The 21,111-nt window shown below is 63.5% G+C and carries 13 protein-coding genes and 2 pseudogenes; 3 read left to right on the forward strand and 12 right to left on the reverse strand.

Features of this window, described 5'->3' with window-relative positions:
• Window positions 1–145: 145 nt before the first annotated feature.
• Window positions 146–415 (reverse strand): annotated as a pseudogene (locus tag CFB39_RS18875) (1-aminocyclopropane-1-carboxylate deaminase); the annotation flags it as partial.
• On the opposite strand from CFB39_RS18875, the gene CFB39_RS18880 reads away from it, so the two are divergent.
• Window positions 378–848 (forward strand): Hpt domain-containing protein, encoded by a 471-nt coding sequence (locus CFB39_RS18880; protein ID WP_144030276.1) that lies wholly within the window; start codon window positions 378–380, stop codon window positions 846–848. The pseudogene CFB39_RS18875 and the gene CFB39_RS18880 overlap by 38 nt on opposite strands.
• Window positions 849–1,045: 197 nt before the next feature.
• Here CFB39_RS18880 and CFB39_RS18885 read toward each other — a convergent pair whose 3' ends face one another.
• The 11 genes and pseudogenes from CFB39_RS18885 to CFB39_RS18925 form a co-directional block, all read right to left on the reverse strand.
• Window positions 1,046–2,056, reverse strand: coding sequence for a fimbrial protein (locus CFB39_RS18885; protein WP_144030277.1), 1,011 nt, complete (start codon window positions 2,054–2,056; stop codon window positions 1,046–1,048).
• 75 nt (window positions 2,057–2,131) lie between these two features.
• On the reverse strand, window positions 2,132–4,621 hold the full coding sequence (locus CFB39_RS18890; protein ID WP_218829807.1) for a fimbria/pilus outer membrane usher protein: 2,490 nt from the start codon (window positions 4,619–4,621) through the stop codon (window positions 2,132–2,134).
• Window positions 4,622–4,736: 115 nt separating this feature from the next.
• The gene (locus tag CFB39_RS18895) at window positions 4,737–5,456 is read right to left on the reverse strand and encodes a molecular chaperone (RefSeq protein ID WP_089473975.1); all 720 of its coding nucleotides are present in this window, start codon (window positions 5,454–5,456) and stop codon (window positions 4,737–4,739) included.
• Window positions 5,457–5,516: 60 nt separating this feature from the next.
• On the reverse strand, window positions 5,517–6,113 hold the full coding sequence (locus tag CFB39_RS18900; RefSeq protein ID WP_256991420.1) for a fimbrial protein: 597 nt from the start codon (window positions 6,111–6,113) through the stop codon (window positions 5,517–5,519).
• A gap of 342 nt (window positions 6,114–6,455) precedes the next feature.
• Window positions 6,456–6,755, reverse strand: coding sequence for a POTRA domain-containing protein (locus tag CFB39_RS40260; protein ID WP_179257701.1), 300 nt, complete (start codon window positions 6,753–6,755; stop codon window positions 6,456–6,458).
• The gene (locus CFB39_RS40265) at window positions 6,752–6,979 is read right to left on the reverse strand and encodes a hypothetical protein (RefSeq protein ID WP_179257702.1); all 228 of its coding nucleotides are present in this window, start codon (window positions 6,977–6,979) and stop codon (window positions 6,752–6,754) included. Before CFB39_RS40265 ends, CFB39_RS40260 begins: the two co-directional genes overlap by 4 nt.
• A gap of 253 nt (window positions 6,980–7,232) precedes the next feature.
• The gene (locus tag CFB39_RS18910) at window positions 7,233–8,243 is read right to left on the reverse strand and encodes a fimbrial protein (protein WP_089473977.1); all 1,011 of its coding nucleotides are present in this window, start codon (window positions 8,241–8,243) and stop codon (window positions 7,233–7,235) included.
• Between the two features lie 438 nt (window positions 8,244–8,681).
• Window positions 8,682–8,777 (reverse strand): annotated as a pseudogene (locus tag CFB39_RS41270) (1-aminocyclopropane-1-carboxylate deaminase); the annotation flags it as partial.
• Window positions 8,778–9,158: 381 nt separating this feature from the next.
• Window positions 9,159–12,557 carry a filamentous hemagglutinin N-terminal domain-containing protein gene (locus CFB39_RS18915; RefSeq protein WP_089473978.1) on the reverse strand — a complete coding sequence of 1,133 codons (3,399 nt, stop codon included), beginning with the start codon at window positions 12,555–12,557 and terminating at the stop codon, window positions 9,159–9,161.
• Between the two features lie 262 nt (window positions 12,558–12,819).
• Entirely contained in the window at window positions 12,820–15,759 is a 2,940-nt protein-coding gene (locus CFB39_RS18920; protein WP_089473979.1) for a GLUG motif-containing protein, read from the reverse strand.
• Between the two features lie 172 nt (window positions 15,760–15,931).
• A complete protein-coding gene (locus CFB39_RS18925; RefSeq protein ID WP_256991421.1) occupies window positions 15,932–17,626 on the reverse strand; it encodes a ShlB/FhaC/HecB family hemolysin secretion/activation protein in 1,695 nt (564 codons plus the stop codon).
• Window positions 17,627–18,490: 864 nt separating this feature from the next.
• On the opposite strand from CFB39_RS18925, the gene CFB39_RS18930 reads away from it, so the two are divergent.
• Window positions 18,491–19,909, forward strand: coding sequence for an undecaprenyl-phosphate glucose phosphotransferase (locus tag CFB39_RS18930; RefSeq protein WP_089473981.1), 1,419 nt, complete (start codon window positions 18,491–18,493; stop codon window positions 19,907–19,909).
• 118 nt (window positions 19,910–20,027) lie between these two features.
• The gene (locus CFB39_RS18935; protein ID WP_256991422.1) at window positions 20,028–21,095 is read left to right on the forward strand and encodes a polysaccharide biosynthesis/export family protein; all 1,068 of its coding nucleotides are present in this window, start codon (window positions 20,028–20,030) and stop codon (window positions 21,093–21,095) included.
• Window positions 21,096–21,111 lie beyond the last annotated feature (16 nt).

The following is a 21,111-nucleotide window of genomic DNA, read 5'->3' on the forward strand; positions in this document are numbered from 1 at the left end:
GAAACACACGCATCTGCGATGGGCCGACGGTTTCGAGTCGGGGTGCGCCGCAGGCGATGCCGCTCATCATATCGCTGCACGCGACACAGTCGGTGCAGGCCGGAACGTCGCCCACTGCGTGTCGGCGGGGCATCGCCATCCCGGCCCCGTTCCTGAAGATCTCGTGGTACGCGCTCAACGCCGGTATGCCACCGAGAAGCGCATACAGCACCGTCGACCCCGGTTCGAATTCGCCGCACCGCACATTGTCCAGCATCCCGAGCATCGATTTCCCTTCGTAGACGGGATCGGTCAGCATCCCCTCAAGCCGCGCTTTCAGGCGAATCGCTTCGGGTATGCCGTCATTCGGCAGCCCGTATTCGTGGTCGACGTAACGCGTGTCGAGTACGACGTCCGCGTCAGTGATCGGGTGGCCGAACTCGACGGGCTGGGCATTACGCCGCGTGCTGTCGTGGAATCAGCTCAAGCCGTCGTCGGTCGACGTGCTCAATAAGGTACTGCGGCGGCATGTCGATGCTGCTGTCGCGCGAGATGGGACCGGGAGCGATTCGCGCGGGGGGCTGGCAGTGTCGGTCGTGACTGAAGAGATCCGGCGGACATTGTGCGTGGCGACGCTGGAATCGATGTCCGTGCTAGCCGTAGCTCGATCGATCGGCGATGTCGATTCGATGAAAGTCGAACTGCATTCGATGCGCGGTGGGTTTGCGTTGGCTGGAGACACCGAAGCGCGCGACGCCTGTGCGCGCGTGGAAGCTGCGGTGATCGAACGTGGCGCGGTGGCGCTAAACGATCTTTGGCCCGCTTTCCAGGACGCGATCGACCGTGCGCTGTCGCGGCTTCAGGACTGATGCGTCAGCGGATCGCTGACGTGCTCGCACCAGCTTGAGAAGCGGCGCGGCCTCCGAGCGGAGGCGGCGGTTTGGGTTGGGGCGCGGAAGGAGGGCACCGACATCGTGCCGTAACGATGCATGGGCGTGAGCCGTACTGTTCCCGATACACGGAGCGTCTGCCCGGAAAGGAGACTGCGGCGCAACCGTGTCGATCGTTACTGGTAGCTCATCGTGAACGTCGCGACCGCGTTAGCGATACCGCCCTTCACTTTGGCTGCAGTCTGGATGTACCGTGCTGTCAGCGGAATGGTGAAGCTTCCCATGCCTTGCGGAATGGTACCGGCTTTCCATTGATTCGGGTTACCGGCAGCACTGGAGTCGGGACCGAAGCTCAACACCGTACCGTTCTTCAATACCTGGACCGCGAACCCCGCTGCGTCGGAATCTGGCGAAAGTGACAGCTCGTTCGACCGGTTGCCGGGATTCGAGTTATCCGTGAGCGTGACATGGGCATTCGTCGACGTGCCGTCGTCTCCTCCGGCGCAATCCAGCTTGATGCTGAAATCCCGCTCGGGCGTGGTGCTGCCAACGCCGTTGAAGTCGCGTGTCGTAAAGCCGTTGCCGGACGGGCTGAGCTGAACGTCGATTTTCTTCGTTGCGACCGAGCAAGTGGGTACCTTCGGCGTGATGGATATCGAGCCGTTGATGCGATACGAAATGAACTGAAATGCGCCATCCTGGATCCAGGTTCCGCCGATTTCTCCCTGGAGTCGGCCCTGGCTCGTAATGGGGCCGGTCTTGACGAATTCGACGACGAGCGGCTCTGCGTCTATCTTGATCCACTGGACGCTGGCGTTGAAGGAGGACGGCCACCACGAGGCGGAGGATGCAAAGCGGATGCGTACTCCTACGCCCGCGACCGTGGTCGGATACGTGTTGTACACCGGTTCGGCCGTGGCACCCAGTCGACCGTTGAGCACATTCTTGACGCTGCACCACGCTGTATAGTTTCCACCTGCTACGCTGATTTGTCGTGAGTCGAGAACCGTGCCTTTAGGAACCGACGGATTGAACTCGGGGGTTGCGTAGCCGTTGATTGTAAAGACAATGGGCTTCTGGCCGAGGTTGGTTCCGTTATTGTCCGTGATATAGCAGCTGCTGGCGGCACTCATTGCCGGAGAGGCGGCCGCGCCGAACAGGGTCGCTGCCAGGATGAATTGACGCATGATGATTTCCTAACAAATGTTCCATGTGATTGTCAGCGCCGGATTGCTCCGTCGCTCAGGCCGATTCGTCAGCAATCAGCGTCCTGCCATCCGGCAACTCATCGAAACACGCTCGTACGATTGCACGGTGTTTCGCGGCGGCAATGCATAGTCGCCCTCGCACTTGCCTTGACTCCACTGGATCGACAGGCGCCCTTGATCCTTGACACCGAACACGAGCACGCGCGACGCGTTGTCGACCATGCCGAGCACCTTGCCATTCTCGTCGTAGGCCGTTGCGCCGAACGGCACCTTGCCGCCGTCGCTGGTCGTGACGTCGAACTGGATACGGCGGCCCGTTTCAGCCGAGAAGCGGGTCTTGACGATCGCGCCGCGGGTCGGAACCACCGGCTTCGAGTTGTCGATCAGATCCGTATCGGGCCCAAGGCTCGCAGTATCAATGCTGACCCAGTTGTAGCGGTACGGCTGCATGTAGGGCAGCACCGCGTAACCGCGCCGATCGGTGCTGACGCTCGATGATGAGTCGAACTGCGCGCCGCGCACGCCAGGCACTTCCGCGATAGCGAACGTTTCGCCGACCGGCTGGCCGAGCGTGATGCCGCCGCGATGCGCGACGATCGAGCCGGTGGCACCGACGTCGACGTGGCGGCTGTGGCCCGACTGGTTGTAGTTGGAACTCAGCTTTGTCGACGGCGTATCCCAGCCGAGTCCGACGCCGCCCGATCCACCGGAATCCTTGTTGTAGTCCGCCTGAACCGAGTAGTTCACCGTGTTGCTGTCGTTCAGGAAGCCGGACACGCCTGCCTGAACGCTCGTGTTGCCCTGCGTCGACGTGACGGCGTTCGCATAGGCGCGATGCGAGCGTGCGCCACCGCCGATGGGGATGCTGACCGATGCGGTGAACTGCGTGTCGGATCGCCCGAACGGCCCGCTTTCCTTCGTGCGTGCGACAGCGACGCTATAACTGAGATTCTTCAGTGCGCCGCTGTAGCCGAGCTGGATGTTGCGACTCGTGCCGCCGCGGTTCCAGTAGCTCGTCTCGCCGATGCTCGCGTACAACGACCCCTGACGACCGAGCGACTGGTTGATGTTCAGGTCGATCCGGCTTTTCTGCCGACTCAGGCCCTGGCCTTGCCGCTGGTCGAGATCGTCGACGTGCTGGCTCAAGGTGCGATAGCCATCGGTCGAGTAGCGATACCCGACCATCGTGAACGTCGTATCGGTCGCCTTCAGCGTCTTCGAGTAGAGGAACCGGAAGCTCTGGCCGCTCGACTTGCGGCCAGGTGTGGTCGACTGGCTGTGCGTGATGTCGAACGACAGGCCGCCGAACCGCGAGTTGTAACCGACGCCGAGCGCGATCGCCGCGTAGTTTTGCGCGCCGAGCAGGCCCCCATAACCGGTCAGGTTGTCGGAGACGCCGTAAACGAGCGTGCCCTGCGCGAATTTCGGGCGCGTTTGACCGTAGCCGCGATACTGGCCGGCTGAGAATGCATAGCGCATCGTGCCGCGACGAATCATCACGGGCAGGTACGAATATGCTTGCCGATAGGTGCGAATGCTGCCGTCGGCCTCGGTGATCCTGATTTCGAGGTCGCCGTTCGAGCCGCTCGGATAGATGTCCTTGAACTCGAATGCGCCGGGCGTGACCGTCGTCGAGTAGATCACGTAGCCGTTCTGGCGAACCTCGACTACCGCGTTGCTTTGCGCGATACCGCGCACGACCGGGGCATAACCGACTTCGTTGTCGGGCAGCATGCCGGTATCGGAGTTGACCTGGACACCGAGGAAGCGGACGCTATCGAAAATTTCGCCAGACGAATACACCTCGCCCACCGCCAGCGTGCCCTTGATGCCGCGCAGGTCGCGTTCGACGTAGCTACGATTCGTCGTAAAGCGGGTAGGCGAGCCGTTGCGTCCTGTCAGCGAAGACTCGTTGCGCAGGCGCCAGCCGGCGATGTTGATCCCGTTGCGTAACCCGAGATAGTAGTAATCGCTGCGGTAGCCGGTATCGGTATCGTGGCTGAAGTTCGCCTGGTAGTTGGTGTACGCGGCGGTGACGCCGTCGTCCCACAGCGACGGATCGACGTAACCGCGTGCCTCGCCGGGCACATACGCTTGCGGGAGACTGATGTCGAGCGCGAGCGTGCCTACGTCAAAGCTCGCCGAGCCGCCATCGGCGATTTTGCCGAGATCGAGCGGCGTGTTGTCTGCGAGGCCGGTTTCGAGTTTGCCTTCGCGCTCGAGGCGTGCGATGTCGACGCCCAGATCGCGGATCAGGCCGAACGTGATGACCGGCCGCACTTCACCCGATGCATCGGCAGTAAAGACGATGGAGCGCCGCGTGGCGCGGCGCTGATTCAGCGATACGTCGACGTCATAGGTGCCCGGCGGTACGGCGCTACCACGCTCGAAATACTTGAGCTCGACTGGCGCATCGCCTTTCTTCAGGAACTGATCATTGAACTCTGCTGCTTGCGACGCGGCGGGGGCGACCAGCATCCCGATCGCCATCAGGCAGGAAGCTTCCCGGCAGGCTTCGACGATTTTCTTAACGGTAGTATTCATGCCCAGAATGCGTGCCTTTCCTACTCTGCCAAGCCCTCAGAAATGCTCGCCCTATTAAATTAGTACAACGTATTGAACATTTGGATTGCCGGGTGACGCCGATTCCGATTGGCTGCTATCTGGCGATTTCCGCTTGATTGCTGTCGGAGGCACCGAAGTCGTTGATCGAATCGAATTCAACCCGGGTGCCCGATGCCGGCGCGTGGCCGGAAAATTCCTTGATCGCCATGCGTTTGCTCGATTTTGGCGGGACCATTTCGGTGGTGACCGCGTAAGTTCGTGTACCGATATGCACGCTCGCCTTGGCCAGCGACACGAAGTACGGGCTGTCGTTGACCGCTTCGAGCTGTGTTTTCCCGCCTTCGACGGTCCAGCGCCACTGGAGCTGTTTCGCTGCCTCTGCGGGCTTCCCGGCCAGCTCGGTGGGGCGGTAGAACAGCTTGATGCGCTGTCGTACCGCGATCTGCAGCGTGTTGTCGTCCTTCGCTTTTTGCGGGATTTCCTGAACGTTTAGCCAGAACACGGACTCCCGGTCGACCGGCAGGCCCTGCCCGGCGTAGAAGATGCGCAGGATTTGTTGTTTGCCGCCATTGAGGCGACTGAGCGAAGGCGTGATGGCGAACGGCAGGTCGTCCTGCTTGTCGCTCTGACTTTCCAGCCACGACTGAATCATCACGTCGTCGCTGGACTGATTCTTGACCGTCACCGCACCTTCCTTGTCCTTCTGTGCATAGACAACGCGCGTAGCGGACAGGGAAATGCCGGCATGGGACGGCATCGAAGCAGACAAAAGCGAGCCAGCCGCGATCAGTGCGGCGATGATCGATCTTTTCATGTTTGATTGGAGCGTGAAGGGTGGCGGGCAACACACCGCGCCGCCACCGGATGGAGGGATTTACTCGTACGTCAGCGTGAACGGCAGCGTGCCGTTCGCGGCGCCCGACTTGAACGTGGCGCCGTTCTTGACGTAACCGGCACGCATGTTCAGCGATGCGGTGTAGACCGGTGCTTCAGCCGTGCCGCCCTTGACCAGCAGTGCGTCGAACGTCTCGTTGGCCGCCAGGTTCAACAGCTTGTTGCTGGTGTCGTACATGCCGATGCCAACGCCTTCTGCGCCGCCCGTAACCTTCAGCAGCATGTTGTTCTTGGCGTCGACGCCGGAACCCGAAATCGGGTCGAACTTGACCTTGACCGTGGTCAGGTCTTGCGCGGTGTTGCCGCAGTCGAGATTCAGGTTGATCGACGTGCCTGCCGCGATGTTGGTGCTTTGCGCGTCGGGGATCGAGTCCGAGCTCACGGTGCCGAGGTTGACGGCGATGTTTTGATCGCCCTTGCCGCCCGACACGTTGGCGCCGGAGCCGCCCGTGATCGAGCACGATGCTGCCGTGATCTTGCCGGTGAACGAGATGGTGCCGTCGGCCGCCATGGCGGAACCGGCTGCGAACGTTGCTGCGATGGCGGTGAGTGCCAGGATGTGCTTGCTGAAAGTCACGATTTTCTCCGTTGATTCGGGGTTGGGATGAACTCTTGTCAGAGCGGACTAAATGATATTTTTTGGGGAGGGAATTGGTCTTTGGGACGTGTACGATTTATTTTTTTATTTTTGATTTACTAGTACGAAAATTGATTAATGGATGTTTTAAACCGACTGCAATGGATTGATCTTTAAATGGATTTGACGATTGAGTGGGCGCCGAAGTCGATCGCTCGATCAAACAAGGATGTATCGATGTCGATGGCCCCGGGGCAGGCGGTGCCTGTTTCGATATACCGTGATGGTGGCGACGAGGGCCGGCGTCGTATCGCACAACGCCGGTCCTGTTTATCTCGGCGCTTAGTCCTTCAGAACGCCGAGGTTCGAATCGCGGCCGCCGGAGAGGGTGCTGCTCGAGAACGACTTGCTGATGCTGCCGCCGATGTACGCGACGCCGTTGGCCGCGACGTTGACGTTCTGCGCCGTCACGTTCGAGATCTCGCCGAAGTTCCAGCGCGCCAGCGCGCCGGTGGAGACCGGCATGCCATGGCGCGGGGTCAGCGCCGTCGCCGTGATGTCCTGCCGCGGCAGGTACGCGTGCGCGAAGACGTGGCCGCGTTCGAGGTAACAGGCGGTGATCCGGTCGGCGGCCTCTTTCAATGCGGCGAAGTCGAGAAGTCGAGATTGCGGTCGACCAGGTCGGTCAGCAAGGCACGCAATTGCGCGGCGTCGATCGAGTGGTTGCCGTCGATGTCGAATGAGTTGACCGCGATGCGCGGGCTGACTGCCGACGTGGGAACGGGTGCATCGCTTTGCCCCGAAATTGCGAGATCGGGTGTCGTCGGTGCTGGTAATTCCGGGCGGGCGGCTTCGACGTCGCGCAACGACTGTCCGGCGCTCGGTACTTGTGCGAGCGCGACGCGGGGAAGTGACGGGGCGATACCGGCAAGTGGGCGTGGCGCATATCCGGTTGGCATGGTACGGGGCCACCGTACCGTCAATGGAGAGTGACAGTACCGAACTCGGCTGCCGGTGCCGGGATGTGAGTGATCGTCTTCAGTCGGAGGATGCGGGTGAGCGCAGTTGTCGTGTCATCGATCGCACGACAACGCGCCATTGTCTGACGGCCGTTCCGTTCTACTGATAGCTCATCGTAAACGACGCGTAGGCATTCGCGATACCCGCCTTGATGCGTTGCTCGGTTTGTACGTAACGTGCCTGAAGCGGAATGGTCATGCCCGCCTCGCCCTGTCTGACGCGGCCGGCCCACCATCGATTCGGGTTGTCGAGGGCAGAGGAGTCGGGGCCGTAGCCGAGTACGACGTCATCCTTCAGGATCTGAATGCCTACGCCGGCAGCGTCCGAATCCGACGATAGCGAAAGCGTCGTGGATCGATTGCCGGGCTTGGTGGTGTCGGTCAGTGTGACGTACGCGTTGGCCGACGTTCCGGTGTCGCCTCCGGAGCAGGAAAGACCGATCGAAAAGTTCAACGGCGGCGCCGTCGTGCCGACTCCCTTGAAGGTGGTCGTGGCGAGCGTCGACCCCATCTGGACGGGGATGCGCGGCGTCGTGACGGTGCAGGTCGGAACCTTGGGGGTGACGAGGACGGGCTTGGAATATTGGTACTCGACAAGAATCTGGCCAGAGGCATTCATGTTTTGATAGCGAGCGTATGCGCCGCTCAAAACACCGCCTTCCGTGACGTTTCCCGTCTTGATCAATTGAATCGTCGGAGCGTAGCTCGTGTTCCAGTACCCATCGTAGGTGACCCAGGAACCTTCTCTGAATGGAAAGGGGCGCTTCGCATAGTCAATGATTCGGATCCCGACATTCGGGATGCCTGTCGGATAGACATTGTTGGGGCCTAGTGTGCCAACGCCGTTGTTATAGGTGAGCATGCCTTCAGGGCACTTGTATTCAGGGCTCCACGGATAGACCGCATTGGTAAACGTCAGCCCAGTGGCTGTCGCTTCATAAATGACGCCGCCGATCGGGATGTCACCCGGACTGAACGGCGGAGGCTCGAACCCTCGTACCTTGACGATATAGTAGTCGCGGCCGTCCGTTGTGACGGCGGTACATTTTGCCAACGCACTGAGCGGCAAGGTCGACGCCAGAAGTATCAGGCTGAATTTGATGAGTGTCATGGCAAGTAGCTAGCATCCTTCACTTGGTCAGTGTGGGCGTTCTGTATTGTTCGAGGGCGGTCATATTTGAGCGGAGTCACATACCCCCAGCACGGTTCAGCCAAATCACGTCGATGCTCGATCAAATCCAGGACGAACTGAGTCTGGAGTAACGTCATGTGGGTATTTTGATGCTCCTTGGCTGCTCACCGACGCGAAATGGGTTGGCCATGCGTAGCTCGCCACGATGGCTCGTATCGCGCAGTGCTTTGAGTTGTCGGTGTTGGGATTTGAGTCAACCGCTTGTTTTGAGGGGCAATGTTATTTTTGTTGCCTGACTTTGTATTTAGTACGATTACTAATTTCGATATAGATCGTCCATGTCGTGTCCTATTTTTTCTCTTTGGAATTTGGCCAAGCTCGAAGAGCGATGCCCACCGGCGAACGAAACTCGTCAACTATCGACTTGCCTGCGTAGACCGGATCAGTCAGCTCGCCTTCGAGCCGCGCGCGCTGTCGAGTTGCTTCGAGCGTGCTGTTGTTCGACAGTCCATGACGGCTGGCATCGGGCACCCGGACTTGTGCATGCGTAAAGGCATACAGCGACGGCGTAAGGCCGATCGTGCTTGCGCTGGTCGCAACAGCTTCAATTTCCCTTCGCGTCGACGAACGGCTTCGCCGGCCGGTTCGACTTCACACGACGAAACTTGATCGCGGGATGGCAACTGCCGCTGACCTGCCTGGATCGACTTGCTCGTGATCGATTGCCAGTGAAGTCGTTTTTCGCTGTTCCCCCTTTCCATGTTGGTTCGCAGCATCGGGTGACCGGTCACGCCATTGCGTAACCGGATCCGGACGACGCCGGATCCGCCTGCGGGTCGAGATGGAGGCCGAAACGTCGTCGTCATGCACGACGCCGGCCTCCTTCCTTCCCGCTTAGTCCTTCAACACGCCGAGGTTGCTGCCCACCAGTGCCACGCCACTATCGCTTGCGTGATTGCGGCTCAGCGTCCCGTAGTTGATCCCGGCAAGCGCGCCGTAGTTCTGGTTATAGCCGCTCGTGAACGCGATGTGGCTCTCCGTCGTCGAACGGTCGATGCTGCCGAGGTTGACGCCGGCGAGCCCGCCCAGAATCGCATAACGACCGCCGGAGACGATGCCGCTCGAGGATGACTTGCTGATGCTGCCGCCGTTGATGCCGACGAGGCCGCCCACCTGGCTGTAAGCGCCGGCATGAACCGAACCGGTGGCACGCGACGCGTCGACGGTGCCGCCGACACGGCCGATCAGGCCACCTGCCGCGCTGTTGTCGCCGGCTTCCACGTCGCCCGATGCGAGCGACTTCGCGACGCGGCCCTCTTCGCTGCGACCGATCAGGCCGCCGACGTCGGATTGCGCGCCGGCCTTCACGTTGCCGGACGCGTTCGATGCCAGCACGGTGCCCGTGTTGCGACCGATCAGGCCGCCGGCATGACTGCGTGCACCGGCCGTGACGCTGCCGGTTGCAGCCGAGCTGTCGACGGTTCCCTTGTTGACCCCCACGAAGCCGCCTGCGGCGCTTTCGGCGCCGGCCAGCACGTCGCCTGTCGCGCGCGACGAGACGACCGTGCCGGTGTTGCTGCCCGCCAGACCGCCCACGACGCCGCCGTTGCCGGCCACGACCTTGCCGGATGCGCTGGATTTGGCGATCTTGCCGGCGTTTTCGCCGACGAGGCCGCCCGCGACGCTGTCGTTGCCGGCGGTCACCGTGCCTTCGGCGATGGATGCATCGACGAACCCTTCGTTGATGCCGACGAGCCCGCCCAGCGTGCCTTTGCCGTTGACCTGCACGTTGCCGCGCGCGATCGACGCCTGGATGTCGCCGGTCCCGGTATTCTGACCGACGAGGCCGCCCGCCGCGCTGTTCGTCCCGGCCAGCACGTGGCCCTGGGCCGTCGCGCGCGCGATGGCCCCTTCGTTCAGGCCGACCAGACCGCCTGCGCGGGTCGATGTGCCCGTCTTCACGTTGCCGTTCGCCAGCGAATCCGTGATGTGGCCGCGGTTCTGGCCGACGAGCCCGCCTGCCGAGCTGGAATCGCCCGCTACGACGTCGCCGTCAGCGCGGGACGTGTCGATATCGCCGTCGTTGAGACCGACGAGGCCGCCGGCGTTGGTGTGGTGACCGGCCGTCACGATGGCGGACGACGACGAACCGCTGATGACACCGCCTTGCTGGTTGACGCCGACCAGACCACCGGCATTGCCGAAATTGCCGTTGGCGATCACGCTGCCCGCGCTTGACGAATTCACGATGACGCCATTGTTGATCCCGACGAGGCCACCGATGCCGTTGCTGCGTGCGGCGACCACACGGACGTTCGCGTAGCTGTTGCTGATCTTTGCCGCCGACGGCCCCACAAACGAGACGTTTTCACCGACCAGCCCGCCAATCGCGAGGGTGTCCCGATCGCCTTCGACCTTGCCGCTCACGCGTGCGCGATCGATCTTGCCGCCGTAGTTCGAACCGACCAGGCCGCCGATGTACGCGACGCCGTTGGCCGCGACGTTGACGTTCTGCGCCGACACGTTCGAGATTTCGCCGAAGTTCCAGCCGGCCAGCGCGCCGATGGAGACCGGCATGCCGTAGCGCGCGGTCAGCGCGGTCGCCGTGATGTCCCGCAATGACAGGTTCGCGATGCGCCCGATGTTCATCGAGAAGAGGCCGACCATGCCGCTGTACGGATTGGTGATGTTCAGGCGGCTGATCGTGTTGCCGAGGCCGTCGAACTTGCCCGAGAACGCGGAATAGTCGCCGCCGATACTGCGGAAGTCGGCGTTCGCGCCGTCGATCTGGTTGCCGAGCACGTAGCGGCCGCCCAGGTTCGCATCGACGTTGCGCAGGTCGGCGAGCGTATGCAGGACCTTGTAGTCCTCGCCGTTCGAGCGGTACGACGCGTTGTCGCCCGACAGCGTAACGACGGCCTTGTCGTTCGTGAACAGATGGCCGTTCTTCGAATTCAGCTCGAGATGCGCGTTGCGGCCGGTGAGCTTCACGGCATCGTTCACGTTGATCCGATTCGCAGCGTTCAGCAGCAGGCTTGCATTCGTGCCGCTGGCCGAAATCGCCTGATTCAGGTTCACGTTGCCGTTCTTTGCGGTCAGCGTCAGCGCGTTGTCGCTGGTCCACGTAACCGGGCCGTCGACCGTCAGGTCGTTGCGGGTGTTGGTCAGTGCGACGTTGGTCGTGCCGAGATTGCGCGACAGCGTGTCAGCGCCGATCGAGCCGCCATCGCCGCCGACGCTGGCGTTGGCGGCCTCGATGGTCCAGGTGCCGGCCGTGTTGCCCGCACGGGTATCCACCGTCGTGTCGTTCGCGACGTTCACGCGCTCGCCACGCGTGATCACCGACCCGGCCGGCGTATTGGCCTCGCTCGCGCTCGCGTCGAGCTTGCCGGCTACGTTCACGGTGCCGCCGTCGAGCGTGATTTTGCCGCCGCGCGCATTCAGGCCGCGTGCCTCGATCGTGCCGGTGTTGTTGACCACGGCGTCGAGCAGGTTGCCGGCCGCGCGCGCGGTCATCAGCACTTCACCGCCGTCGGCCTTCAGCAAGCCGCCGTTGGAGGCTTGTGCATCGACGGCACCGCTGTTCACTTGCAGGTTCAGCAGGCCGCTGCCGTCGAAGTTGACGGTGAACGCATTGCCCGCACCGAGCGCAACACGGCCCATCTTCGCCTGGATCACACCGTTGTTGGCGACGCGCGCACCGAGCAGCGCGACACTGCCGCCGTCGCCGGCGGTGATGTGGCCGTCGTTGACGATCGATGCGGTGGAGTTGCCGGAGAAGCGGTAGTTGCCCGCGAGGAAATCGGCATCCGACAGGTTCTGCGTGGACGCGACGAGCCCGCCGACGTTGACCTGTGCGCCGGAGCCGAACAGCACGCCGTTCGGGTTGACGAGGAACACGCGGCCGTTGGCGGAGATCTGGCCGTCGATGCGGCTGCCGTTGGTGCCGATCACCCGGTTGAGCGCGAGGGACTGGCTGTCCGGCTGATGGAACGACACACGCTCGCCGCCGCCGACGCTGAAGTCCTGCCAGTTGGTGATGAGCTTGTCGGTGTGCTGGTTGATGTTCATCGTGCGGCCGTCGTCGGTGCGCACGATATCGGCCTTGCCGGACAGGATCGATTCGCCGGACGGCAGCGCGAAGGCGGGCAGCGCGGCTAAACCGAGCAGCGAGACGGCGGCGACGGTCGCGTGCTTGCCGCCGGCCGACTTGCCGCGACGGCGCGCGGTTTCCCCGACGGCGGTCCAGCAGCGTTGTGCGCCGTTCCATACCAATGCGTAGGTCTTGTTCATGGTTGTTGCCTCATGGTTGAGCTGATTTCCAGCCAGAAAGATTCCCGAGCACGGGAGAAATACGTGATACGGCTCGGGATGGAGCGCACGCCTGCGTGTCGCTTCGAAGAAGCGACGCGAGGCGGCGAGAGAGACGAGGCGAGGCAAAGCCGACGTTCATCGCCTTCGCTCACGCCCCCGGGCAAACCACCGCATTGCGAAGTCGCGAAGCGGTGGCTTGTCTGGTCATCCGCTGTCGGGTGTTGACGCAGGCAAGGCGGGCTTACCAGATCGGACCCGGGCGCGAATCGCCATCGACCGTGCCGAGGTTGAGGCCGACCGTGTTGAATTGCTTCGCGGGGCCGAAGGTGGCGCTCGATTCGATCGAGCCCGTGTTCAGCCCGACCAGTCCGCCAACGAACGGGGAATGGATCGATGCGTTGGCATCGAACGTCGTATGCGAGGCCGACGAGCGGATCGTTCCGTCATTGATCGCGACGAGGCCACCAAAAAATGCGGCCCCGCCGCCGTTGACGAACCCCGATGCCTTGGCGTGCTCGATCAGTCCGCCTGCCTCATTGACCCCGACGAGGCCGCCGAGGTTGGCGTGGAATGCCTGGACGCGACTCGTGGTCGACGCGTGGCGGACCACGCCGCCACGGGCGTTCGTGCCGACCAGCCCTCCCACGTTTGCTTCGGGTCCTGCGGAGACGTCGCCGCTGCTCGATGCGTGTTCGATCGTGCCGGTGTTGTAGCCGACCAGGCCGCCGACGGATCCCGGGCCGCGCGCGACGACCTGGCCGCTTGCCGAGACGTTCGACAGGTCGCCCGAGTTGAAGCCGACGAGCCCGCCTGCGTAGGCCGACGTGCCGGCCTGGACGGTGGTGTACGACGACGCGTCGTCGATTCGACCGTGTTCGTTGCGGCCGACGAGGCCGCCCACTGCCGCGGCATTCAGCGCGGTGATGATGCCGCTCGACCGCGCATGCTCGATCGTGCCGCCGACGGTCCGGCCGACGAGCCCGCCGACGTTGCTGTCCTTGCCTGCCGAGAGGGTCACGTCAACCGACACGTTGCGCAGCGTGCCGCCGTCGTTCGCGCCGACGAGCCCGCCGACGTTCATGGCGTCGCCGGCCACGATGCGGCCGCGGCCGGACGAATTCGCGATGGTCCCGCTGTTCCGGCCGACCAGCGTGCCGACGCTCTGGACATGCGGGGCGATACCCTTGGCACGGGCAATCGTGATGTCGACGTCCGCGCGGCTGTTCTCGATCGTCGCGAGTACGCCTTCGTTGCTGCCGGCGATGCCGCCGAGGCTCACCGTGTCGCGCATGCCGGCAAACCGGCCGCTGAAGCGGGCGTTGTCGATCGTGCCGGAGATGTTCCGGCCGACGACTCCGCCCACCCAGCCGAGGCCCGAGCCGTTGTGGACGACGTTCATGTTCGTGGCCGCAACGTTGTGGATCCGGCCGGTGTAGTTGATGCCGACGAGCCCGCCCATGACCGGGTTGTAGGACGCCGAAGCGCTGCTGACGGTGAGCGCATCGAGCTTCAGGTTGCCGATCGACCCCGCGTTCCACCCGAACAGGCCGATTACCTGGCTGCCGGGATTGCTGATGTTCAGGCGGCGGATCGTATTGCCGAGGCCGTCGAACGTGCCCGTGAAGACGCCGACGGTGCCGCCGATGGACGTAAAGCCGGCGTTCACGCCGTCGATCTGGTTGCCGAGCACGTAGCGGCCACGCAGATTCGCGTCGACGTTGCGCAGGTCGGCGAGCGTGTGCAGCACCTTGTAGTCCTCGCCGTTCGAGCGGTACGACGCGTTGTCGCCCGACAGCGTGACGACGGCCTTGTCGTTCGTGAACACATGGCCGTTCTTCGAATTCAGCTCGAGATGCGCGTTGCGGCCCATGAGTTTCACGGCGTCGCTCACGTTGATCCGGTTCGCGGCGTTGACGAGCAGCTGCGCGCGATTGCCCGAGGCCGACAGCGTCTTGTTCAGGTTCACGTTGCCGGCATTCGACGTGAGCGTCAGCGCGTTGTCGCTGGCCCACGTGACCGGGCCGTCGACCGTCAGGTCGTGGCGGGTGTTGGTCAGCGCGACGTTCGTCGTGCCGAGATTGCGTGACAGCGTGTCCGCGCCGATCGAGCCGGCATCGCCACCGACGCCAGCGTTGGCCGCCTCGATCGTCCAGGTGCCGGCGGTGTTGCCCGCACGGGTATCCACCGTCGTGTCGGTGGCGACGTTCACGCGCTCGCCGCGCGTGATGACCGAACCGGCCGGCGCACCGGCCTCGGCCGCGCTCGCGTCGAGCGTGCCGCCAACGTTCACCGTGCCGCCGTCGAGCGTGATTTTGCCGCCGCGTGCGTTCAGACCGCTGGCCTCGATCTTGCCGGTGTTGTTGACCACCGCGTCGAGCAGGTTGCCGGCCGCTCGCGCGGTCATCAGCACTTCGCCGCCGTCGGCCTTCAGCAGGCCGCCGTTGGAGGCCTGTGCATCGACCGCACCGCCGTCGATCTGAAGGTTCAGCAGGCCGCTACCGTCGAAGTTGACGGTGAACGCGTTGCCCGCGCCGAGCGCAACACGGCCCATCTTCGCCTGGATCACCCCGTTGTTGGCCACGCGCGCACCGAGCAGCGCGACGCTGCCGCCGTCGGCGGCGGTGATCGTGCCGTTGTTGATGACGGATTGCGTCGAGGAGCCGGAGAAACGGTAGTTGCCGGCGAGGAAGTCGGCATCCGACAGGTTTTGCGTGGACGCGACGAGCCCGCCGACGTTGACCTGTGCACCGGAGCCGAACAGCACACCGTTCGGGTTGACGAGGAACACGCGGCCGTTGGCAGAGATCTGGCCGTCGATGCGGCTGCCGTTCGTGCCGATCACACGGTTGAGTGCGAGGGACTGGCTGTCCGGCTGATGGAACGATACGCGCTCGCCGCCGCCGACGCTGAAGTCCTGCCAGTTGGTGATGAGCTTGTCGGTGTGCTGATTGATGGTCATCGCGCGGCCGTCTTCGGTGCGCAGGATGTCGGCCTTGCCGGACAGGATCGCTTCGCCGGACGGCAGCGCGACCGCGGGCAGCGCGGTGAAACCGATCAGCGACACGGCGGTGATGGCGGCGCGCTTGCCGCCGCTCGCCTTGCCGCGACGGCGCGCGGTTTCCCCGACCGCGCTCCAGCAGCGCTGTGCGCCGTTCCATACCAATGCGTAGGTCTTGTTCATCGTTGTTGTTTCCTCGTGGTTGGTTCGCTTCGCCGGCACGACACGGCCCGTGTGCGCGACGAATCGAAGCAAATGGGCGGAGGGATCCGCCCCTTCGGATGCGGGCAGTGACGCTGCCCGCCGGTGCGGTCCGGCTGACGCGAAGCCGCCGCCGGACCACATCGCCAGCCGCTCAGAAATACTGAGCAGCCTGCAACCAGACGCTCGGCGCGCGCGTGATCGACTGCGTGCGGTTCGCATTGCCGAGCGGCCACGCGGCGGTGACGCTGATCTGCCGGCTGGCGCCGTACCAGCTCGCGCCGACCCTCGTGCCGGACAGCTGCAGCGTGTTGAGCTCGTCGCGTATCCACGGCTGTTTGTTGATCTGCATCCGGCCCGTGTCGACGAACGTGCTGACCTGCCAGCCGGGCGCGACGAGATAGCGCAGCTCGGCGCTCGCCTGCCAGCCCTGGTCGCCGCTGCCCGCGCCGAGTGCGTAGGCGCGCACGCCGTACGGGCCGCCGAGGCTGAATTTTTCCGAGGAGTCGAGATTGCGCGACGCGAGCTGGGCGCTGAATTGCGTGTAGAACTGCAGCCGCGAGCCGAGCGCCTGCAGCCGCATCGCATTCACGTTGAGCTTCGCGAAGCTGCCGAGCGTGTGTGAATACCGGTTCATGCCGAGCGGATCGTTACCGCTCATCCGGCCGATACCGAGCGTGGCCGAGAACACGTTGCGGCCGCCGCCGAACCGGTCGTCATTGCTGTTGGCCGTGACGGCGAATGACCACAGGTCCACGCGCTTGTCGCTGACGCGCTCGAACACGCCGTAGTCGTCGCGCAGGTGCTTGTTCTCGTAGATCACCTGCGCGCTGGCGCTCGCGCGCCGGCTGCGCAGCAGCGGCTGCGTGACGAACGCGCTGCGCACGCTCGCGCGGCCGTGATAGCCGAGCGGGCGCATTTCCTTGCCGAGCCGGTAGCCCATGTCGGAGAAGGCGACGCCGATCCGCGTCGACGCGGGACCGACCGGTACCTGGTACATCGCGCGGTAGTACTGCTGGTTCGTATTGCTGGTGAGGCCGCGCAGCGAGAGTTGATCGCCGAGCCGCAGCGGCGAGTTGACCGTCACGGCCCCGGTGGCGCGATAGCGGCCCGTGACCGGATCGCCGAAGTTGTCGAGTTCGATTGAGCCGGTGGCGAGCGGGCCGCGCTCGGCATCGATCAGCAGGTCGGTCGTGCCGGGTTCCTGGCCGGCACGCAGCGTGCCTTTCGCGGCGACGCCGGGCAGTTCGTCGAGCAGGGTCAGCGCGCGTTCGAGATCCGCGCCGCGCACGATGTCGCCTGCCTGCACGGCGCCGAGCGGCTGGCGCAGCACGCTGTCGAGTATGCGCGAGCGGTTGTGCAGTTCGATGTGCCCGTAGCGGCCTTCGACGACGGCGATGCGGACGACGCCGTTCTCGATGTCCTGATGCGGCAGGTAGGCGCGGGCCAGCACGTAGCCACGCTCGCGGTAATAGGCGGTGATCCGGCCGGCCGCTTCGTTCAGCGCGGCGAAGTCGAGCTCGCGGCCGACGAGATCGGCAAGCAATGCGTGTAGCGGTGCGGCGTCGATCGCGTGGTTGCCTTCGATGTCGAACGCGCTGACTGATATGCGTGGGCCGTCAGTCGTAGCGGGCGCGGATTCGTTGCCCGGTGCGGGAATCGCAAGGTCGGGCGCGGCGGGGGCGGGCAGTGCCGGGCGGACCGTCTCGACGTCGCGTAGCGACTGCCCTGCGTTCGGGATCTGGACTTGCGCATGCGCGACACCGTGAAGCGACAGCGCGAGGCCGGTCAGGCACGCGACGCGGAATGGGCCGGCCAGCTTTCCGGCAGTGTGCCCGGATTGGCGCAACGGCCGGACACGGCGCAGGGACACTGGTGTGGTGTGGGGAGAAGTGGGTGCTTGCGCCGGCGCCGGGGGAGGCCCGGTCACGGCGATCAGGGAACGGACAGAGCGAATTTTCGACCTCGAACGGATGGGCCTGTCGGCCGATGCGTGGTCTCTCGCCCGGCCGTTTGGAACGCCGACGATGTTACGAAATGGTTCCCGGGATGAATATGGAACAAGTACGAGTGATGCAGGCCGATTATTCGGTTCCGTCAGATTTTTAACTGACGTGTACTGATAGTGCGTGTTTCTCGATAGATGGCGTTTCTCGAAAATGCCACTCGGCCAATTCCTGAGTGCCGGGCTGTGCGCGGAGTCCATTGCAACGGGAAGCTGCAAGCGTTCGCGATCAAACCGGATTTTCGATGCGATGCAGCGATCCCGAAGTAGACCGAAGAAGAGGGTCTCCTGCGTCGCTTACATCTCCAGATGCTTGACGATTAACTTGCCGTTGAGTAGGCAAGATTGGTTTTCCATGGATTGGGACAAGACAAGTTCATGAATCAAACAATTTAGTATCTGTCCGATTTTTCGAGTGCGCCCACGGTGGCAGTATTCGTACTTCACCGTGGTGATGGGCAACGAGTTTAATGACGGGGCCACCATGGTGGGTCATTTCGAATCTCTGAGTCTCGCTATCTAGATCGATTATCTGATGATGTTTGATGTTGATTGGTGACTCTTTGAAACGATGTAAATACGTCATCCTAAATAGTGGGAGTGGTTTTCCTGTGAATGAAGGCCGTTCGTAGGCCACGACGGTGTGACGCGTGGAATTGTCCGTGCCGGTGCCGTCGATCCGCTTCTATGGAGAATCGACCAGGTCTTATGCGTTCGTTCGATCATGCTCGGAGTACCCGATTCGTCAGCGGAAGAGCCATCTGGTGTCGGCTGATAGAGGTGTGTCTGCTCGCGGCCGCCGCCGCGGCGGCTAAGCAATGGACCGATGGCTCGTCGTACTCGAAGTCCGATGCGATGCTGTTCGCGCTGTTGATGCCGTTCATGCTGATCCTGTTCTCGTCGGAATTCTTGCGTGGCGAACCCACGCACCGCGTGAAGCGGTTTCGCGTGCGGTTGGCGGCTACGGGGTTGTTGGTCGTGCTGGCCGGTGGTGCAGCCTTCGCGGCGTGGATCGGCGGGCAGCGCATGTCCATGCCCATGCCTGGCTGGGTGGTGGGCTGGTTCGTCCTTGCTGCGATCGGGTATGCAACGTCATTCAGCATACAGCGCTGGCTCTGCCGACGCGCAGCGTCGTCGCGTGCAATGCGTCGACCTGTTGCCGTCGTCGGGCAGGGCGAGCATGGATTCGAATACGCACTGCGCGCCGAACAGGATCCAAATTCGCGAGTGCGCGTTGCCGCGATATTCGACAGGGCACTGGCGCCCGTGGTCGATGCCGGCATTGCGAGCGTTCACCGTGATCTGACGAGCTTCGTCGAGTGCGTCCGTCGCGAGCGCGTCGAGGAAGTCTGGATCGTGTTGCCCCTTTCGGCGGCCGATAGCGTTGGCGCGATCGTTCGCGCATTCAGCAAGGATCTCGTGGACATCCGTTTCGTACCGGATCTGACGGAGATGGCGCCGTTCGGTTCGTACCGGACGAATCTCACTTTTGCGCCTGCGCTCGATCTGGTCGTGCGACCGCTGTCGCCCCAGGCGCTGGCCGGCAAGGCGATCTTCGATCGCACCTTCGCCTGTTTCGCGTTGCTCGCGGTTGCGCCGCTGATGGCTGTTGTCGCGATCGCGGTCAAGCTGTCGTCGCCCGGCCCGGTGCTGTTCCGGCAACAGCGGATGGGCGCTTACGGGCGGCCATTCACGATCTACAAGTTCAGAACGATGCGCGTGCACGACGCGGGCGCTCCGGGAGAAATCCGGCAGGCGACGCGAGGCGATCCGCGCGTGACACGCGTCGGCGCGTGGCTGCGACGAACGAGTCTGGACGAACTTCCGCAGTTCTTCAACGTGCTGAGGGGCGATATGTCGGTGGTCGGCCCGCGACCGCATGCGGTGGAGCACGACGTCTTTTATCAGGACCTCGTCGATGGCTATATCCAGCGCTATCGGGTCAAGCCCGGTATCACCGGTTGGGCACAAGTCAACGGCCTGCGAGGCGAGACCGATCGCATCGAAAAAATGCAGCGACGGATCGAGCATGACTTGTATTACCTGCGGAACTGGTCGATCGCGTTCGATGTGCGCATCGTGCTGGCCACGCTGCTTAACGTAAAGGCACACGGCAATGCGTACTGATCGAACTCTTTCTGCATGCACGCGCGTCGTGCTGGTCGCCCGTGTCCGGCCGATAGCTCGTTGCGCGGTCGCATGGCTGACGGGTGCCGTGCTGGCAGGTTGCGCCTACGCGCCTGGCATGCGAATGACGGCACCGGCCGATGCGCAGAATCCGCAGGTGCCCTATGTCGACACGGACAGCAATGGCGCGCAAACGGATCGGCATGCACCGATCGTCGAACTCGATCTCGGTCGCGTCCGGCAGATGCGTGGTCACGCTGCGCAGGCGTCGGTCGACGTGTCGCGCTCGCTCGCCGGAACGGCTGCGCCCTACACGATCGGTCCCGGTGACGTGCTGCGGATCGTCGTCTGGAACCATCCCGAACTGGCTGCCGCGCAGGGGCCGCAGCAACCTGGCGCCCTGCGCGATGCCGATCCGGTCGCTGGCTTCGTCGTCGATCAGGACGGCGCACTGTCGTTCCCATATGCAGGACGGATCGAGGTCGCTGGATTGCGGCCGGAGCAGGCTCGAGAACGCGTCGCGGCTGCGTTGTCCCGCTACTTTCGCGATCCGCAAATCACGCTCGGCGTAGCGTCGTTCCGGTCGCGCCAGGTGTTCGTCGAGGGTGAGGTGCGCAATCCGGGCGTGCTGTCGCTGAACGACGTGCCGACGACGCTTTACGACGCGATCGGTCGCGCCGGCGGTTTGAGCGATTCGGCCGATCGCAGCAGGATTGAGTTGATCCGCGCGGGCACGTCGTACACGCTCGACCTGACGCAACCGGCGGCCGGGCATGCCGGTGCCGCGCGTGTTGCGTTGAAGCCGGGAGACCTGCTGCGCGTTGCGTCGCGCAACGACAGCTTCGTCTACGTGATTGGCGAGGTCGGCAAGCCGGTCGCCGCAACGCCGGATCGAAACGGGCGCATCACGCTCGCCGACGCGCTGGTGCAGGCCGGGGGCCTGAATCCCGGCTCCGCAGATGCCGCGCAGATGTATGTGGTCCGCGGCTCGCTCGACGAGCAGCCGCAGGTGTTCCATCTCGATGGCACGTCACCGGTCTCGATGCTCGTCGCGAAGGAGTTCGACCTGCAGCCGAAGGATGTCGTCTACGTCGACGCGAACAACCTGGTGCGTGCGAGCCGCGTGCTGAACCTGTTGCTGCCCGCCATCAATGCCGGCCTGACGGCCGGACTGGTCACGAAGTGACGCACGGTGATGCCGT

The sequence above is a fragment of the Burkholderia sp. AU6039 genome, assembly GCF_002223365.1.
Taxonomy (GTDB): domain Bacteria; phylum Pseudomonadota; class Gammaproteobacteria; order Burkholderiales; family Burkholderiaceae; genus Burkholderia.

Excerpts from the sequence above, each read along its gene's own strand:
- CFB39_RS18885 (WP_144030277.1), bottom strand. The coding sequence starts at position 2,056 with ATGCGTCAATTCATCCTGGCAGCGACCCTGTTCGGCGCGGCCGCCTCT.
- CFB39_RS18890 (WP_218829807.1), bottom strand. The coding sequence starts at position 4,621 with ATGAATACTACCGTTAAGAAAATCGTCGAAGCCTGCCGGGAAGCTTCC.
- CFB39_RS18895 (WP_089473975.1), bottom strand. The coding sequence starts at position 5,456 with ATGAAAAGATCGATCATCGCCGCACTGATCGCGGCTGGCTCGCTTTTG.
- CFB39_RS18910 (WP_089473977.1), bottom strand. The coding sequence starts at position 8,243 with ATGACACTCATCAAATTCAGCCTGATACTTCTGGCGTCGACCTTGCCG.
- CFB39_RS18915 (WP_089473978.1), bottom strand. The coding sequence starts at position 12,557 with ATGAACAAGACCTACGCATTGGTATGGAACGGCGCACAACGCTGCTGG.
- CFB39_RS18920 (WP_089473979.1), bottom strand. The coding sequence starts at position 15,759 with ATGAACAAGACCTACGCATTGGTATGGAACGGCGCACAGCGCTGCTGG.
- CFB39_RS18930 (WP_089473981.1), top strand. The coding sequence starts at position 18,491 with ATGCGTTCGTTCGATCATGCTCGGAGTACCCGATTCGTCAGCGGAAGA.
- CFB39_RS18935 (WP_256991422.1), top strand. The coding sequence starts at position 20,028 with ATGCGAATGACGGCACCGGCCGATGCGCAGAATCCGCAGGTGCCCTAT.